Origin of the sequence: Paraburkholderia kururiensis JCM 10599 = LMG 19447 (assembly GCF_003986935.1) — a bacterium.
Lineage (GTDB): Bacteria > Pseudomonadota > Gammaproteobacteria > Burkholderiales > Burkholderiaceae > Paraburkholderia > Paraburkholderia kururiensis.
This window is the reverse complement of record NZ_RJZE01000018.1, coordinates 1-16,761: the sequence shown is the minus strand read 5'-3', so window position 1 is coordinate 16,761 and position 16,761 is coordinate 1. Positions and strand designations below refer to the sequence as shown.

Genomic DNA, 16,761 nt, shown 5'->3' with positions numbered 1-16,761 from the left:
CAGCTCACCCGCGCGACGCGTTCAGTCCGTGCGCCGTATGCGCTGTGCGCCATTCATCGGAATGCGTACGGCAACGGAGGTGCCGCAACCCCGCGCGCTCGCAATCGAGATCTCGCCGCCCAGCATCAGCGCGCGCTCGCGCATGCCGACAAGGCCGAACGACTTCTCGCGCACGGTCGTGGAATCGAAGCCGCGCCCGTCGTCGCGCACTTCGAGCACCCAGTCGTCGTTCGCCTGGGCAAGCGAGATCGTGACCTGCTCCGCCGACGCGTGCCGCACGACGTTCGTCAGCGCCTCCTGCACGATGCGAAAGAGCGCGACGGCCAGCGCCTCGTCGAGAACGAGGCTGTCGTCGGGCACGCGCAGACGGCACTGGATGCGGCCATCGCGCGCAAGCTCGGCCGCGAGCCATTCGAGCGCCGCGACAATGCCCGCGTCGAGCGCCGCGGGCCGCAGTGAAGCCACGACGTTGCGCACCACGCCGATGGTGTCGTCGGCGAGTCCGAGCAGGTATTGGCAACGCTCGGCCAGCACGGGATGGTGCGGCGCAAATTCGAGCCGCAGCGCCGACACGCCCATGCGCAACGCGGTCAGGTGTTGTCCCAGTTCGTCGTGCAGCTCGCGGGCAATGCGCTTGCGCTCTTCCTCGCGGGCCGTTTCGCGCCGCGACGTGAGTTCCTGCAGCAAGGCATACGAATCGCGCAGCTGATGCTCGGCATGCAACCGTTCCGTGATGTCGGTCCAGATGGTGAGCGCCCCGCGTATCTCGCCGCCCGCATCGCGCTCGGGCACGGCGCTCACGTGCCAGCCGACCGGCTTGCCGTCGCGCTGCCACGTGAGGTCGAACCGCGTGCCGACGCCGCTTGCCATGACCTCTTCGAGCGTCATCGTGATGGCCGGCAGTTCGGGCATCGCCGTGCCCGGCAGTTCAGCGGGTGTCTTGCCGAGCGCGTCCTCGGCGGCGACGCCGCACACCGCTTCGAACCGCGGGTTCACGTAAGCATGCCGGCCGCTGCGGTCGTAACGCACGATCATCTCCGGCGCGTTTTCGGCCAGCGTGCGAAACGCGGCCTCGCTCGCGCGCGCGGCGAGTTCGGCCGTTCTCAGCGGCGTGATGTCGCGCGCCACGGTGAGCACGCTCACCACCTTGCCCTCGGCGTCCTTTTCGGGAATGTGGCGCGCTTCGTAGATTCGCCCGACCCCGTTCGTGGCCCAGTGCGTTTCGAGCCCGCGGGCCTCGCCGGTGGCGAACACTTCGCGAATGCCGTCTTCCAGCATGCGCGTCTGGACGCCGTTGACGCCCGCGCTCATCTCGCCGATCCGCCTGCCGACGAACGCGTCCTGCGAAACGCCGCTCGTCGCGGACACGCGCGGGTTCACGTAGAGATAACGGCATTCGCTATCGAAACGGACGAGCGGATCGGGGAAGTTTTCGGCCAGCGTGCGAAAGCGCTCCTCGCTGCGCTTGAGTCCATCGATGTCGCGGCAGATGGCGAGCACGGTAGCCACGCGTCCGTCCGGCGCGAACTCCGGAACCATCCGCATATGGCCCCAGCGCAGCTCGCCCTGGCGGTTGCGAAACCGCACTTCGTCCACCCATTCCGCGCCGGTTTCGACGACGTGCCGCAGCCGGTCCACGTAGCCGGGAATGTCCGTGATGGGCGACGTCTCGATGGCCGCCACGCCCCTCGTACGAACCTCGGCGGGCGCGAGCAGCGCAAGCAGCGCCGGGTTGGCGTAGACGCGCCGGAACGCGAGGTCGTAGCGCGCGATGTAATCGGGCGAATGCTCGACGAGCGCGCGAAACGCCTGCTCGCTCGCATAGAGCCGCTCTTCCGCGTTGCGGCGTTCGGTGATGTCGCGGCCGATCGCGAGCACGCCCGTGATCTCCTCGTGCGGCCCGCGCTCCGCGGTGATGCGAACGTGGTGATAGCGCAGATCGCACCCGTGTGCGCCGAACACGAGTTCGAGCGTGCGCGACTCGCCGGTTGCAAGCGTGGCCGCAATGGCGGCCTCGTATGCGGCAAATTGCGGATCGTCGGTGTGCCCGGTGGGCGTCGCGCCCAGCATGTCCTGCACGGGCCGGCCGATGATCGCGGCGAGGCCCGGGTTCGCGTAGACGAGCCGGCATTGCCGGTCGTAGCGGCAGATGATGTCGGGCGTGCTTTCGGCAAGCCGCCGGAACTGCGCCTCGAGTTCGAACTGCGCCAGTGCCAGCCCTTCGGCTCGCCTGCGTTCCGTGATGTCGCGCACGAGCGCGAGGTTGTAGGCACGCCCGCCGTGCTCGAAATAACTCGCCGTGATCTCGACGGGCACGGTCAGACCGTCTTTGCGCCGATGGGTCGATTCGACAAGGAGCGAGCCCTTCGCGCGCAACTCGTCCCAGGCCTCGCGCCAGCGCGTGTCGGTCCACTCGGGATCGATGTCCATGACGCGCAAGGTCAGCGCCTCGTCGCGGTCGTATCCGAGCGAGCGGCAGGCTTCGTCGTTGACGTAGAGAAAACGCGCGTCCTCGTCGATCAGATAGGCCGCCTCGCGAACGAGGTTGAGCACAACGCTCAACAGATGCAGCAGGGCCTGCGGACTGGCGGCCGTCTGCGCGAGGCGCGCCGCGTCCACGGGCAACACGGCACCCTGCCCTTCGGGCGTCTCATGTCCGATGTTTTCCATGGAGCCCCGCGCGTGTCAGGTGAGATCTGCTCCAGCTTCCCGGCGCCGTGCGGCGGGCGAATGGGCGCTGGAACTCATTCGCCAAGCATAGCGCAAGGATAAGCCGGCAGCGATGCGGGGTCTCCTGCGTGGCAGGGGGAAACGGCACGTTTGCTCACCGGGCGCTACGGCCCGGCTCACCGTTTTTTGGTCAATCCTTCGGTCAACCCGGCATGCCTCGACGCCCCCTGCGCGGACACCGGTTGACGTGAGTCAATGGGCGCACCGCCTCTCTTTCTAGACTCGGTGCAGATGTTCTCTTTGCCCTTGCAGCCGACCGATCAAATGGAGATGGCCATGTCTACTGCTTCGTACCCGAAACGCGTTGCGCTCTGTCTTGCCGGCGTCGTCGTCGCGGCAAGCCTGGGAGCGAGCGCGCTTGCCCAATCCCCCTCGCGACAGGATGGCACGCCGCAGACGCCATGCGGCAGAGGCGGCTACGGATGGGGGCCCGGCATGATGGGCGGGGCCGGGCCGGGCTATGGCGGCGGCATGATGGGCTACGGCGCGGGCCGCGGCATGATGCGCGGCTACGGTTACGGCATGGGCCCGGGAATGATGATGTCCGACGCGTGGACGGGCGGCCTGAACCTCACCGACGAACAGCGCGGAAAGATCCACCAGATACAGGACGAAACGCGCAAAACCCACTGGGCGCTGATGGGCAGCATGATGGATCAGCAGGCGAAGCTGCGGGACCTTTACGACGCGCCCAAACGCGACGCCGCTGCGATCGACGACGCGTACAAAGCGATCGACGGCATCCGTCAGAAGATGATCGACTCGTCGGCAGACGCTCACAAGCGCATGCAGGCGGTGCTGACCAAAGCGCAGCTCGACAAGCTTCGCACGTTCGAAAACCAGCAGGAAGAGCTCGGCTGGTGAGCATGGCCGCGGAGCCGGCATGACGGCATAACGGCATGAGGCCGCAGGCGAGTAAGCCGGCGAGTAAACCGGCAAATAAGCCGGCTGGGTGGGCCGCCCGAATGAGCCAGTCGAGCGCCGTGAATGCGCGCGAAACGCCCGGCTGCGGCGCGGCTAGCTCCGTGAGCCCGCGCCCGTTTTGCGTGCTGCGCGGCCGCAGTACAACTCCGCAAGCGTTTCCATGATGGAGACGACTGCCGGGTTGGCGAGGCTGTAGTACATGTACTTCCCGTCGCGTCGCGCCGCGATCAGCCCTTCCTCGCGCAGCACGCCCAGTTGCTGCGAGAGACTGGGCTGATGCAGACCAACCCGCTCTTCGAGTTCTCCGACGTTGAACTCGCCCTCCGTCAACTGGCAAAGAAGCAGCAGACGGTCTTCGTGCGCCATGGCCTTGAGAAGCGCACTGCATTGCGCCGCGGACTTGCGCAGTCCGGTGAGCGCCTGTGTCGGTATGGAGGCTGGCATCTTTTTCATGACGTCCCGTCCGGTCATCATTGACTAACAATATACAAAAATATATATTAGTTTTATGTATATCGAAAGGCGCCCGGATGGAGTCCAGGGTGGCGCCCTTCTTCGATTTCATCGCTGCAACAACCCGCTCCGTCGCCCACCCTGACAAGGGTTCGGCCCGATGCGCCTTTGCAGGCGGCAGTGCGCCGGCATTGTACCGTCAGCCGGAAAGCTTGCTGCGCGGGCGTACGGCAAGCGTATCGGGAAAGCACTGACACGAACCCGGCGTTGACGTGAGTCAAAAGCAGCAGGAAACGCAGGCCGAAGATTGAACGTGCAGCAGATGGCGCCCGTGTGCGCATCGGCTGCAAACCAGCATCTGCATCATCGATGGTTGCCACACCATGAACAATGAACATCAAGAACAAGCGTCGAGACCAATGGGAAGGCCTGCGCAGGCAACGTGCACCCTGCCCGCGCAGCGCAGCGTTCTGACGCAAGGAGACCGTCCCCGCCACGGAGCGGCTCCGTGGTTGCGGAGGTGGGCGCTGGCCGCAGCACTAGGCATCGCCGTGCCGGCTGCTCACGCCGAAAAACTGGCCACGCTCGTGGTCGAACCCACGCCGGTTGCAGACGAGATCGTCACAGACGCGGTCGTGGAATCGGCGCGCCAGACCAACATCGCCGCCCAGGTCTCCGGCCGTATCACGGGGCTCTTCGTCAAGGCCGGCGACCACGTGAGCGCAGGCCAAAAGCTGCTCGCCGTCGACCAGCGCGCGGCCGACCAGCAACTGGCGGCGGTCCGCGCCCAGGCTGCCGCCGCGCAAGCGGAACTCGATGTCGCACGACGCGAGCTGGAACGCACGCAATTCCTGTTCGACCGCAAATACGTGAGCCAGGCTGCACTGGACCGCGCGAAAGCCCGTTACCAGTCGGCGTCTTCCATGACGGCGGCAAGACAGGCCGACGCCGGTGCCGCCGCTGTGGGCCCCAGCCTGCACAACATCGCGGCGCCCTACGCCGCCACCATTGCGAGCGTAGACGTGGAGCTGGGTTCGATGGCCATGCCAGGCATGCCGCTCGTCGCCCTCTTCGATCCCGCTGCGCTGCGCGCCGTCGCGACCGTGCCGCAATCGCGCGCCACGGCACTGCGCACGGATCTGCCGGTGCGCATCGAATTGCCCGACGTGCCGGGCGCACAGCACTGGCAAACCGCGGCGTCGGTCACGGTGCTGCCGGTCACCGACCCGCTGAGCGACTCGGTCAAGGTGCGGCTCGCGTTGCCGGCCTCGGCCGGCGATGCGGCCCGCCCCGGCATGTTCGCGCGCGCCCATTTCCTCGTCGGCTCACCGCGCCCGCGCCTGATGGTCCCGCTTGCCGCCGTGGTGCGTCGCACCGAAGTCACGGCGGTCTACGTCGTCGCGAACGACGGCAGCGCGTCGCTGCGCCAGGTGCGCCCCGGCGAAACGCGCGCCGACCAGGTCGAAATTCTCGCGGGACTGTCGGCCGGCGAGCGCATCGCGCTCGATCCGCTCGCGGCCGCAAAGCATTGAAGGGCGAGGCCACGTCATGACGATGGACACGCCGAAGCTCGGCATTTCCGGCCGCGTCGCTGCATTCTTTCTCGAGAACCGCATCACGCCGCTCATTGCGCTCGTCGCCCTGCTGCTCGGTCTCTTCGCGATGGTGATGACGCCGCGCGAAGAAGAGCCGCAGATCAACGTCACGATGGCGAACGTGCTCGTGCCCTTCCCCGGCGCCAGCGCGCGCGACGTGGAGCGCATGGTGGCGGGGCCGGCCGAACAGGTGCTCGCGCAGATCAGCGGCATCGAGCACGTCATGTCCGTGTCGCGCCCGGGGCTTGCCGTGCTGACGGTGCAGTTCAAGGTGGGCGTGCCGCGCACGGAAGCGCTCGTGCGGCTCTACGACACCGTGTTCTCCAACCAGGACTGGCTGCCGAAAAACCTCGGCGTGCTGCCGCCGCTCATCAAACCCAAAGGCATCGACGATGTGCCCATCGTCGTGCTCACGCTGTACTCCATGCGCCCGGGCGGCAACGCATACGACCTGGAGCGCGTGGGCCATTCCATCGAGGCGGAACTGAAGCGTGTGCCTGGCACGCGCGAAGTGACCACCCTTGGCGGCCCGCAACGTGCCGTCAACGTACTGCTCGATCCCGGCCGCATGCGCGCGGCGGGCGTCACGGTAGACGACCTGCGGCGCGTGCTCGTTACCGCCAACGCGAGCGCCACGGTGGGTGACCTCGTGCGCGAGAACAGCAGCATCCACATCGAGAGCGGCCCGGTGCTGGACAACGCGCGCGACGTGGGCGACGTCATCGTCGCGGTCCACAGCGGTCATCCCGTCTTCGTCTCCGACGTGGCGGCCGTGGTGGAAGGTCCGCCCGCCCCGACACACTATGTGTGGGAAGGCATTGCCGGCGCGCATCCCGCGCAGTATCCGGCCGTCTCCGTCACGGTCACCAAGAAGGCCGGTGAAAACGCCGTCACGGTCGCGAAGAACGTGCTACAGCGCGTCGACACGCTGCGCAACACCGTGATTCCCGCCGACGTGAAAGTCGAAGTGGCACGCGACTACGGCGTCACGGCCAACGCGAAGGCAATGAAGCTGATCGAGAAGCTCGCGTTCGCCACCACCTCGGTCGTGGTGCTCGTGCTCTTCGCGCTCGGCTGGCGCGAGGCGTCGGTGGTCGGCGTGGCCGTGATCCTCACGCTCACCGCGACGCTCTTCGCATCATGGGCCTGGGGCTTCACGCTGAATCGCGTGTCGCTGTTCGCGTTGATTCTCTCCATCGGCATTCTCGTGGACGACGCGATCGTGGTCGTCGAGAACATTCATCGCCACCGGCAACTGGAGCCTCATGCGCCGCTCGCGTCCGTGATTCCGCGCGCCGTGGACGAGGTGGGCGGCCCCACCATTCTCGCCACGCTCACGGTGATTGCAGCGCTGCTTCCCATGGCGTTCGTCACGGGCCTGATGGGGCCGTACATGAGCCCCATTCCGATCAACGCGAGCATGGGCATGGCCATCTCGCTGTCCGTCGCATTCATCGTCACGCCGTGGCTCTCGCGCATGTGGCTTGCGCATAGCCATCACGGCACAGACAGCACTAGCGGCGAAGGTGCCCAGGGCAAGTTGCGCGCGAAGCTCCAGCCGTTCTTTGCCCGCGTGTTCGCGCCGTTTCTCGACGAAACGCGCGGCTCGCGCAACCGCAAGCTGCTGTGGCTCGGCGTGGCGGGCGCCATTGCGCTGTCGCTCGTGCTGCCCGTGCTTCAGCTCGTCGTGCTGAAGATGCTGCCCTTCGACAACAAATCGGAGTTCCAGGTGGTGGTCGACATGCCCGAGGGCACGCCGCTCGAACGGACCGCCGGCGTGTTGAACGAGATGGGCGCCTACCTCGCCACGGTGCCGGAGACGGCGACCTGGCAGGCTTACGCCGGGCTCAGTGCACCCATCAACTTCAACGGACTCGTGCGTCAGTACTACCTGCGCGCGGGCGGCAACGTGGGCGACATTCAGGTCAATCTCGTCGAGCAGTCGAAGCGCCACCGGCAAAGCCATGCCATCGCGACGTCGGTGCGACCCGCGCTGGAGCGCATCGCACAGCGCAACGGTGCGCGCGTGAAAGTGGTGGAAGTGCCGCCCGGGCCGCCGGTGCTTGCGCCCATCGTGGCCGAGGTGTACGGCGCAGGCGCGCCGCAGCGCAATGCCGTCGCGCACGCGGTGCGTGGCGTGTTCGCCGCGACGCCGGGCGTGGTCGATATCGACGACAGCACGGTGGTGGCCGCGGCCCAGCGCGACTTCGAACTCGACCGGCGCAAGGCGGGCCTCGTCGGCGTATCGCAGCAGGACGTCGCGCAGACGCTGCGCACAGGTCTCACCGGGGACGACGTCACCTATGTTCGCGACGGCAGCAAGTACCCCGCGCCGGTCCGTCTCGTGTTGCCGGCCACACTGGGCGGCGACGCCTCGGCCCTGCTCGCGTTGACCGTGCGTGGCAGCGAGGGTCAGCTCGTACCGCTCTCTGAACTGGTGCGGCAGCGCGACACCCACATCGAGCAGCCCATCTATCACAAGGATCTGCTGCCCGTTACCTATGTGGTGGGCGACATGGCCGGCAAGGTGGACAGTCCGCTCTACGGCATGTTCGAGATGCGCGGCCGTCTTGCGAAGCTGCCCGTGCCGGGCGGCGGCACGCTTGGGGAATGGTTCGTGAGCCAGCCCGACGACCCGTATCGCGGCTTCTCCATCAAGTGGGACGGCGAATGGCAGGTCACCTACGAAACGTTCCGCGACATGGGCATTGCCTACGCGGTGGGCCTCGTGCTCATCTATCTGCTCGTGGTCGCGGAGTTCGGCTCGTACCTCACGCCGCTCATCATCATGGCGCCCATCCCGCTCACGATCATCGGCGTGATGCCGGGGCACGCGCTGCTCGGCGCGCAGTTCACGGCGACGTCGATGATCGGCATGATCGCGCTCGCCGGCATCATCGTGCGCAATTCGATCCTGCTGGTGGACTTCATCAATCTGCAGGTGGCGGCCGGCGTGCCGTTCCGCGACGCGGTCGTGCAGTCGGCCGCCACGCGCGCGCAGCCCATTCTGCTTACGGCGGTGGCGGCGATGATCGGCGCGCTCTTCATCCTCGACGACCCGATCTTCAACGGCCTCGCCGTCTCGCTCATCTTCGGCGTGCTGGTCTCGACGCTGCTCACGCTCGTCGTAATCCCGCTGCTCTACTACACGGCGTACCGGCGGCGTTTCGCGGCCGTGTCGTCCTCTCCGTCCTCTCCTTCCCACTCCTAAGGAGCCCATCATGACCTCCTGGCAAATCACGCGCGTCTTCGCGGGCATCGTCATCCTCGTCACGCTGGCGCTCGGTGCGCCGGCCAGTCCGCTTTTCATGAGCAGTTGGTGGCTCTGGGTCACGGTGTTCGTGGGCGCCAACCTGCTGCAAAGCGGCTTGACGCAGTGGTGTCCGATGGAAATCTTCCTGCGCAAGCTCGGCGTGCGCGGCGGTGCATGAAGCGCGGGGGCCGATGATGTCGCGTACCGAACGGTGGTTGCCATGAGATTCAGCCTGTCTGCATGGGCGCTCGCGCTCGCGGCGGTCAGTTCAGTGGCACATGCCGAGACCGACCTGCTCGCCGCTGCCCACGATGCGCTCGCGCACGATCCGGTTTATGCCGCCGCCGTGGCCCAGAACCAGGCCGACGCAACGCGGCGCAAGCAGGGCCGCGCGGGCTTCCTGCCCCAGGTCTTTGCGACCGGCAACGTACGCTACGGAACCGTCGATCAGGAAACGACCGGCGCGCACTTCGCCGGCGGCGGCTTCGGGTCGAGCAACGGCATCGCGTTCGATACGCGTGCAGCAGGCGCCACGGGTGCGGGCTGGGCCGTGACCATCAAAGAGAACCTCTACAGCGCAGCAAAGAACGCCGACGCCCGACAGATGAACAATGCAGCGGACGCGGGCGACGCCTCGCTGCGGCTCGCGCGGCAAACGCTGCTGCTCCAGGTTGCCCAGGCGTACTTCGCCGTGCTCGCCGCCGAAGACGATGTCGCCGCGCTGAAGTCCACGCGCGAAGCGGCGCTCGAGGCGAGCCGCATCGCCCAGGGCCGCTTCGAAGCGGGCGACGCCGCGATCACCGACGTCAACGACGCCAAGGCGCGCGCCGATCTCGCCGAGGCACAGATGCTGGCCGCGCAAACGGCGCTCGACCTCAAGCGCGCCGAACTGCGCGACCTCACCGGCAATCCCGACACGGCGCTGCGCCGCCCCGGCAACACGGCGGCCGTGAAGTCTGCGCTGGAGTCCGTCCAGGCGGGCGACTTCGCCGACTGGCAGTCGCGCGCCATGACCGGCAATCCGCTGATCGAACTGCGCCGGCTTGGCGTGGACAACGCGCAGGCGGAGACGTCGCGCTACCGGCCCGGCGCCGGCACGACGGTCGACGCGTTCGCCTCGTACATCGGCGATCGCATGAACGGTGCGGGCTACGGCGGCAACAGCTCGATGCGCAGCAACAGCGCCGTGGTCGGCATCATGGTCACCATTCCGCTCTACACGGGCGGCCTGCGCAGCGCGAAGGCAGAAGAAAGCGCAGCGCTCCTCAACCGCGCGGGGCTGGATGAAGACGCCGCGCGCGTCGCCGTTGCGCGCGAGGTGCGGCAGGCGTTCCTCGGCTTGCAGAGTTCGAAGGTCCAGGTCACGGCGCTCACGCAGGCGCTGCACTCGGCCGAATTGCAGCTGGACGCGAACCGCACGGGCTTCGAGGCAGGTGATCGCCCGTCGATCGATGTCCTCAACGCGGCGCAGGCGTTGTTCGCGACACGGCGCGACCTCGCGGCGGCGCGCTATCAGATTGCGCTGAACCGGCTGCGGCTTGCTGCGGCAGCCGGTGAACTCGACGAGGAGCAGCTCGCACAAATCAACGCGATGCTGCACTGATCGCAGCCATCGCGCGGATCGCGCTGACCGTACCGCTCCATGGAGAAGAAGGCGGGCGACAGAAAGAGATTCCCTGCGCCACGTGGCGCACCCAAGGAGGAGACACCATGGCTCATATCGTGATTCTGGGGGCGGGCCTCGGCGGCCTGTCGATGGCCTACGCAATGCGCAAGGCGGCACGTCACGACGATCGCGTGACCGTCGTCTCGGACGACACGCATTTCCATTTCGTGCCGTCGAATCCGTGGGTGGCCGTGCGATGGCGCAAGCGCGAGGATGTCGACGTCGAACTGCGCCCCGTGCTCGATCGCAAAGGCATCGGCTTCGACGCTTCGGGCGCGAAGCGCGTGCACCCCGAACGCAACGAAATCGAACTGACGGACGGCAGGCTGCTCTCTTACGACTACCTCGTCATTGCGACGGGTCCGAAACTGGCGTTCGAAGAGGTGGAAGGCCTGGGGCCGCAAGGGCATACGGCGTCCATCTGCCATGTCGATCACGCCGAACAGGCCGCGAGCCAGTGGGACGCGTTCGTCGCCAACCCGGGGCCGATCGTGGTGGGCGCGGTCCAGGGCGCGTCGTGTTACGGCCCGGCGTACGAGTACGCGATGATCATGGACGCCGACCTGCGCCGACGCAAAATCCGCGACCGCGTGCCGATGACGTTCGTCACGGCCGAGCCGTACGTCGGGCACCTCGGCCTGGGCGGCGTCGGGGACTCCAAGGGCATGCTGGAGTCGGCCATGCGCGAGCACGACATCAAGTGGATCTGCAACGCAAAGACCACGCGCGTGGAAGCGGACAAAATGTTCGTCACCGAGTACGACGACCTGGGTCACGAGCGGCGCAGCCATGAACTGCCGTTCCGCTACGCCATGATGCTGCCCGCGTTCAAGGGCGTGGACGCCGTAGCCGGCATCGAGAAGCTCACCAATCCGCGCGGCTTTGTCGTGATCGACGAGTTCCAGCGCAATCCCACGTATGCCAACGTCTACGCCGTGGGCGTGTGCGTGGCCATTGCGCCGATCGAGACCACGCCCGTGCCCACCGGCGTGCCGAAAACGGGATTCATGATCGAGTCGATGGTGAGCGCGACGGCGGAAAACATCCGCGCGGTGCTCGACGGACGCGAACCGTCGACACGCGCCACATGGAATGCCGTGTGCCTCGCCGACTTCGGCGACCGGGGCGTCGCCTTCGTCGCCCTCCCGCAGATTCCGCCGCGCAACCTCAACTGGTCGAGCGAGGGAAAGTGGGTGCACGTGGCCAAGATCGGCTTCGAGAAGTACTTCATGCACCGCATGCGCACGGGCGGAACGGAACCGGCCTATGAACGCATGGTGCTGGATTGGCTGGGAGTGAAGAAGCTGAAGGCGTAAGGCTTCTTCGTGAGCAGTGAAATTCAGGTGGACAAAACAGAAAGGGGTTACCGGCCGGAAGGCGGGTAACCCCTTGGTGTTGCTGGTCGGAGCGATAGGATTCGAACCTACGACCCTCTGATCCCAAATCAGAGGTTTCTATAGTTGATCCACATTGATCAAAATACTTCCCATTTATTTTTCTCTTTATTATCAAACGTTTAAGCCAAAACTTGTTCAAGCGATTGTTGACTGAGGAAGATCGATTTCCGCATAATCGGGTTACACCGTGGTTACATGAAACCCTGCAACGTAGACGGAGATCGTTCAATGGCAAAGGTCAACTTCACGGCGGCTCGCGTGAACGAGTTCAAGTGTCAGCAGGGCAAAGCACAATCGTTTTTATGGGACAGCAAATCGCCTGGACTGGGCCTACGAGCGACCCAAGCAGGTGCCAAGGCCTACGTGTTCCAAGGCAAGCTTCACAAGGAAACCATCCGGATCACTATCGGCGATCCTCGCAGTTGGGCAATAGACCGGGCTCAAGAAGAGGCTCGCCGCCTGCAAACGATGCTGGATAGCGGCATCGATCCTCGTGAGCACGCTGCGGAGCAACACGCCGCTCGTGAAGCGCGGAAAGCGGAAATTCGCCGCAAAGAAGTGTTGGTTTCGGAGGCATGGAAGGAGTACATCCGCTACCTTCGCACCAAGATCGCCGCCAAATCGAAGAAGCCACGCTCTAATCGCTACATCGACGAGCATGAGGCGTATGCCTCGCCGGGCGGCGATTTAAAGAAGCGTGGCAAGGGCACGACCCGGGCAGGCGTCCTTGCATCGCTAATGCCGCTCCGACTTGAGCAACTGACGCGCGCACGCGTTGCCGATCTGATGGAAATCGAAGCGAAAATCCGCCCTACTGCCGCTGCCTACGGATACAGGATGCTTCGGGCGTTCATCCGATGGTGCGACAGTCAGGATGCGTACCACGGCATCGTTTCCTCTGACGTGTATGCAGCCAAGGTCGTGACAGATGCGGTGCCACGCGTCGGCGAGCGCAGGGATCGTCTTGAACGCAGTCATCTTGCTCCGTGGTTTGCAGCGGTTCGTCAGCTGCCGTTTATCCAGTCGGTCTACTTGCAGGGTCTAGTGCTGAACGGTCCTCGCCGGGGCGAGCTCGAAATGTTGCGCTGGTCGGATGTAGATTTTCGTTGGGGCAGCCTACACCTAAAAGACAAGGTTGAAGCAGAAGGCAGAACTATTCCGCTGGCCCCCTATTTCGGAAGCCTTCTACGCGAATTAAAGCGGCTCAACGAAACACCACCGTCGACGCGACGATCTAAATCTTTAGCCGCGAAAAGCCGGGCGTGGGAACCGTCTCCTTGGGTATTCGCGAGCTTGACATCAGAGTCCGGGCATATTTCCGAGCCACGTAGCGCGCATAAGCGCGCACTCGAGGCCGCAGGATTGCCGCACGTGACCATTCATGGTCTTCGTCGCTCATTCGCCAGCCTGGCTACGGCCAAGTGGCTGGACGCTCCCGCCGGCGTCGTAGCACAGATTCAAGGCCATAAGCCATCTGCGGTTCAGGAAAAGCACTATACGCACCGCACACTCGACGAACTAAGGGAATGGCACGATAGAATCGAAGCATGGATGCTGGAGCAAGCGAAGATCGAGTTTACGCTGCTCGAGGCTGACTCATGAGGCCACAAGCGTGGCCTCATTTCCGATACCCGGTCGCATCGTGCGTGGTGCGACCGAGCACGATCGAGATAGAACTAGCGACGTGGGGACGCCTTTGCGGACCGTGATGTCGTCCGCCCCACGATAAAATTCGCTGCGCAATAATAGCGACCGTCATCTCACCGCCAGCCCCGAGCAAGCGTATGGCATCTTCCCCACAGTCCTCTGGCAACGAGTCACGCGGTAAAGCCGACGATTCCGTTCCTGCTCTACGTCCCGCTGCCCGTGCCGACTTCTGGCTCTCCGATCACATCGCAGGCCTGCGCGGCCGCAAGAACCTGAGCGACCAGCAGAAGCGTTTCATGGTCCTCGCCGACAAGGTGAACCGTACCATCGAGGAGGAGCACGAGTTCACTGCGCTGGCCAGTGCCGAAAGGGCTGCGGAAGATGCACGGCGCAAATCTCCCGAAGACGTCGTCAACAACGCCGCCCCTCCCGTGGATCGCGAGCACCAACTCTCCCGTCCAGCGGAACTGCTCGTACTCGCAGGCCTGCTCGACAGCCGAACGGGTGAGCCGGTATGGGATCGGGCAGAACTGCTCGGTGCGCTGCTGCAACTCGCGGCAACGCCCGCAGACAGCGAAGCCCGCGTCACATGGAAGCGCATCGGCAGCGCCATGCTTAACGCGGCCAGCCGGCACCAGCGTTCGCCCCGGTAACACGCCCACCGCCCTGCGGCAGTCACAGGTCTCCGGTGGACGGCACATCGACAGCTGGCCCCGGCACGAAGTGCCACTGCTGGAACTCCGGGTCGAACAGCGCCACCTCATCGCACCGCGTGTCCTCCGCGCTCACCACATCGATCAGGCCCAGCGCCCGGTCCACTACGCGGCGAGCACGTATTGAGTCCCACGTCGACACGTCCTGCAACGTTTCGCGCCATGCGAAGCCGCCCGCGCTTTCATGCAGCCGGTCCATCTCGTGCAGGATGTCCCTGTCGAACCCGAAACGAAACGTAAGCACCCAGGCAATACCGTAGCGTGAGTCGTTGACGAGGGAGGTTCGCGATGCTACCGGATGGGCTCGACGTGAGCGGTAGAAGGCAGTGACGGTGCCACGTTCCACGGCAGCAGTTCGTCGATGCGGGTGACGGGATGATCAGCGATATGCTCCAGCACGTAGGAGAGATAGGCCTCGGGATCGAGGCCATTCAGGCGCGCCGTACCGATCAGGCTGTACATGGCTGCGGCCCGTTCACCGCCGCTGTCGGCGCCGGCGAACAGATAATTGCGGCGACCCAGGGCGACGCCACGCAGCGCCCGCTCGGCGATAAGGTTATCGATTTCCGCACGTCCGTCGTCGCAATAGAAGACTAGCGCCGGCCAGCGGTTCAGTGCGTACTGAATCGCTTTGGTCGTGTCCGATTTCGCCGAGAGTGTCGTGAGTGTTGCCTCGAACCACCGCTTCATGTCGGCGAGCAGTGGCACAGTCTTCGCCTGGCGTACGCGCCGGCGCTCGTCGGGTGGCTTGCCGCGGATCTGCTCTTCGATGGCGTAAAGCATGCCAATCCGGCGTAGCGCTTCCTCCGTCACTGCGTTGGGACGAACAGCATGCAGATCGTGGATCTTGCGGCGGGCATGCGCCATGCAGGCCGCCTCCTGGATACGACCGCTGCGGTAAAGCTCGGCGTAGCCCGCAAACGCGTCGGCCTGCAGCACGCCGGTGAAGTGCGCGAGATGTCGCTGGGGGTGTTCGCCGCGCCGGTCGGGCGTGTAGGCAAACCAGACTGCTGGCGGCTCGGCGCACCCGCCCGGGCGATCATCACGCACGTAGACCCAGAGACGCCCCGTCTTCGTGCGACCGTTGCCGGGCGCCAGCACAGGCAGCGGTGTGTCGTCCGCGTGGACCTTGGTGCCCGCGAGCGCATGGCAACGCACGGCATCGACCAGCGGCGCGAGCAGTTGCGTGACGCTGCCCATCCAGTAACCCATCGTGCCGGGGTCGATCTCGACGCCATCCCGCGCGTACATGACGGCCTGGCGATGCAGCGGAATGTGGAAGCCGAACTTCGATACCGCGATGTGCGAGAGCAGTGCCGGCCCCGGGATACCGCGATCCACCGGGCGGCTGGGTGCGGCTGCCTGAACGATGCGATCACAGCACGCGCAGGCCAGCTTCGGACGACGATGGCGGATCACACGGAAGTGCGCCCGCACGTACTCGAGCTGTTCCGCGACATCTTCGCCCAGTGGCTTGAGCCGCCCACCGCAATCCGGACAACTCTCGTGCGCGGGCGAATGGACTCGCTCCTCACGTTCGAGATGGTCTGGCAGTGGCTTGCGTCCTGCACCTTCACGGCGCGGGCGTCGCGCGATGGGCGCCGCCACCGTGTCGGCGGCGCCTTCGTCTGCCTGCAGGTCCTCCAGCCGCAGCTCGAGCTGTTCGATCTGGCGATCCAGCTTCTCCGACTTGCTGCCGAACTGCATGCGGCGCAGCTTTGCGATGGTCAGCTTCAGGTGCTCGATCTCGAGTGCCCGCGACGTGAGCTGCTCCCGGAGCCGCGCTACTTCTGCATCTCGTTCGCGCATCGTTGCCGCATGGGCGAGCACCATCGCTTTCAGGGCGTCGATGTCGTCGGGGAGGGCTGTCGCGCGAAGTTCCATGGCAACAGTTTACGGGCGCCAATCCTCCACACAGTTGACGACGGACAAGGCCGTTTACAAAGCGCTGTGCGGGCGCGCTGCCTCGACTGGCTGGCGCCAGTCGAAGCCCTCCAGCAGAAGGGCAAGCTGGGCCGTTGTGAGCGCAACGATGCCGCCGTCGGCACGTGGCCACGCGAAGCGTCCTTTCTCGAGGCGCTTCGAGAGCAGGCAAAGCCCACCATCGCACCACCACAGGCACTTCAGCAGGTCACCCCGCTTGCCCCGGAACACAAACACGTGCCCGCTGTATGGATCTTTCTCCAGCACGGTCTGCACCTTCGCGGCCAGCGAGTTGAAGCCGGAGCGCTTATGTGGTGCACCACATAAGCGTTCTTATGCGGTGTTGCCGGTTATGCGCAGTTGGTCACCAGCCCGTCGGACATGTCGAGCATTGGGCATGATGGCGCTGCGCATAACGGGCTAGTGCTTGACCGGTCTCAGCATCTCAATCAAAGCATCG

At 65.4% G+C, this 16,761-nt stretch carries 12 protein-coding genes and 1 pseudogene; 8 read left to right on the top strand and 5 right to left on the bottom strand.

Features of this window, described 5'->3' with window-relative positions:
- Nucleotides 1–21: 21 nt before the first annotated feature.
- Nucleotides 22–2,670 (bottom strand): PAS domain-containing sensor histidine kinase, encoded by a 2,649-nt coding sequence (locus PKKP23_RS21275; protein ID WP_126878322.1) that lies wholly within the window; start codon nucleotides 2,668–2,670, stop codon nucleotides 22–24.
- A gap of 255 nt (nucleotides 2,671–2,925) precedes the next feature.
- Between PKKP23_RS21275 and PKKP23_RS21270 the strand changes: the two genes are divergently transcribed.
- Nucleotides 2,926–3,594: a Spy/CpxP family protein refolding chaperone gene (locus PKKP23_RS21270; protein WP_338120169.1), complete on the top strand. Its 669-nt coding sequence runs from the start codon at nucleotides 2,926–2,928 to the stop codon at nucleotides 3,592–3,594.
- A gap of 153 nt (nucleotides 3,595–3,747) precedes the next feature.
- Here the strand turns inward: PKKP23_RS21270 and PKKP23_RS21265 are convergent, their stop codons facing one another.
- A complete protein-coding gene (locus PKKP23_RS21265; protein ID WP_017776199.1) occupies nucleotides 3,748–4,107 on the bottom strand; it encodes an ArsR/SmtB family transcription factor in 360 nt (119 codons plus the stop codon).
- Between the two features lie 512 nt (nucleotides 4,108–4,619).
- Here PKKP23_RS21265 and PKKP23_RS21260 point away from each other — a divergent pair.
- From PKKP23_RS21260 to traD, 7 genes are all read left to right on the top strand, one after another.
- Nucleotides 4,620–5,639: an efflux RND transporter periplasmic adaptor subunit gene (locus PKKP23_RS21260; protein WP_017776198.1), complete on the top strand. Its 1,020-nt coding sequence runs from the start codon at nucleotides 4,620–4,622 to the stop codon at nucleotides 5,637–5,639.
- A gap of 22 nt (nucleotides 5,640–5,661) precedes the next feature.
- Nucleotides 5,662–8,913: an efflux RND transporter permease subunit gene (locus PKKP23_RS21255; protein ID WP_126878421.1), complete on the top strand. Its 3,252-nt coding sequence runs from the start codon at nucleotides 5,662–5,664 to the stop codon at nucleotides 8,911–8,913.
- Nucleotides 8,914–8,923: 10 nt separating this feature from the next.
- Nucleotides 8,924–9,133 carry a YgaP family membrane protein gene (locus PKKP23_RS21250; protein WP_017776196.1) on the top strand — a complete coding sequence of 70 codons (210 nt, stop codon included), beginning with the start codon at nucleotides 8,924–8,926 and terminating at the stop codon, nucleotides 9,131–9,133.
- 42 nt (nucleotides 9,134–9,175) lie between these two features.
- Nucleotides 9,176–10,558, top strand: coding sequence for a TolC family protein (locus tag PKKP23_RS21245; protein ID WP_126878320.1), 1,383 nt, complete (start codon nucleotides 9,176–9,178; stop codon nucleotides 10,556–10,558).
- Nucleotides 10,559–10,665: 107 nt separating this feature from the next.
- Nucleotides 10,666–11,937 carry an NAD(P)/FAD-dependent oxidoreductase gene (locus PKKP23_RS21240; RefSeq protein WP_126878319.1) on the top strand — a complete coding sequence of 424 codons (1,272 nt, stop codon included), beginning with the start codon at nucleotides 10,666–10,668 and terminating at the stop codon, nucleotides 11,935–11,937.
- A 309-nt stretch (nucleotides 11,938–12,246) separates the two neighbouring features.
- Nucleotides 12,247–13,620: a tyrosine-type recombinase/integrase gene (locus PKKP23_RS21235; protein ID WP_126878318.1), complete on the top strand. Its 1,374-nt coding sequence runs from the start codon at nucleotides 12,247–12,249 to the stop codon at nucleotides 13,618–13,620.
- A gap of 182 nt (nucleotides 13,621–13,802) precedes the next feature.
- On the top strand, nucleotides 13,803–14,318 hold the full coding sequence (traD, locus tag PKKP23_RS21230; protein WP_126878317.1) for a conjugal transfer protein TraD: 516 nt from the start codon (nucleotides 13,803–13,805) through the stop codon (nucleotides 14,316–14,318).
- 22 nt (nucleotides 14,319–14,340) lie between these two features.
- Here the strand turns inward: traD and PKKP23_RS21225 are convergent, their stop codons facing one another.
- From PKKP23_RS21225 to tnpB, 3 genes and pseudogenes are all read right to left on the bottom strand, one after another.
- The gene (locus PKKP23_RS21225; protein WP_126878316.1) at nucleotides 14,341–14,622 is read right to left on the bottom strand and encodes a hypothetical protein; all 282 of its coding nucleotides are present in this window, start codon (nucleotides 14,620–14,622) and stop codon (nucleotides 14,341–14,343) included.
- 47 nt (nucleotides 14,623–14,669) lie between these two features.
- Nucleotides 14,670–16,262, bottom strand: coding sequence for an IS66 family transposase (gene tnpC, locus PKKP23_RS21220; protein WP_126878315.1), 1,593 nt, complete (start codon nucleotides 16,260–16,262; stop codon nucleotides 14,670–14,672).
- A gap of 54 nt (nucleotides 16,263–16,316) precedes the next feature.
- Nucleotides 16,317–16,595, bottom strand: a pseudogene (gene tnpB / locus PKKP23_RS21215) (IS66 family insertion sequence element accessory protein TnpB); the annotation flags it as partial.
- Nucleotides 16,596–16,761: the final 166 nt, after the last annotated feature.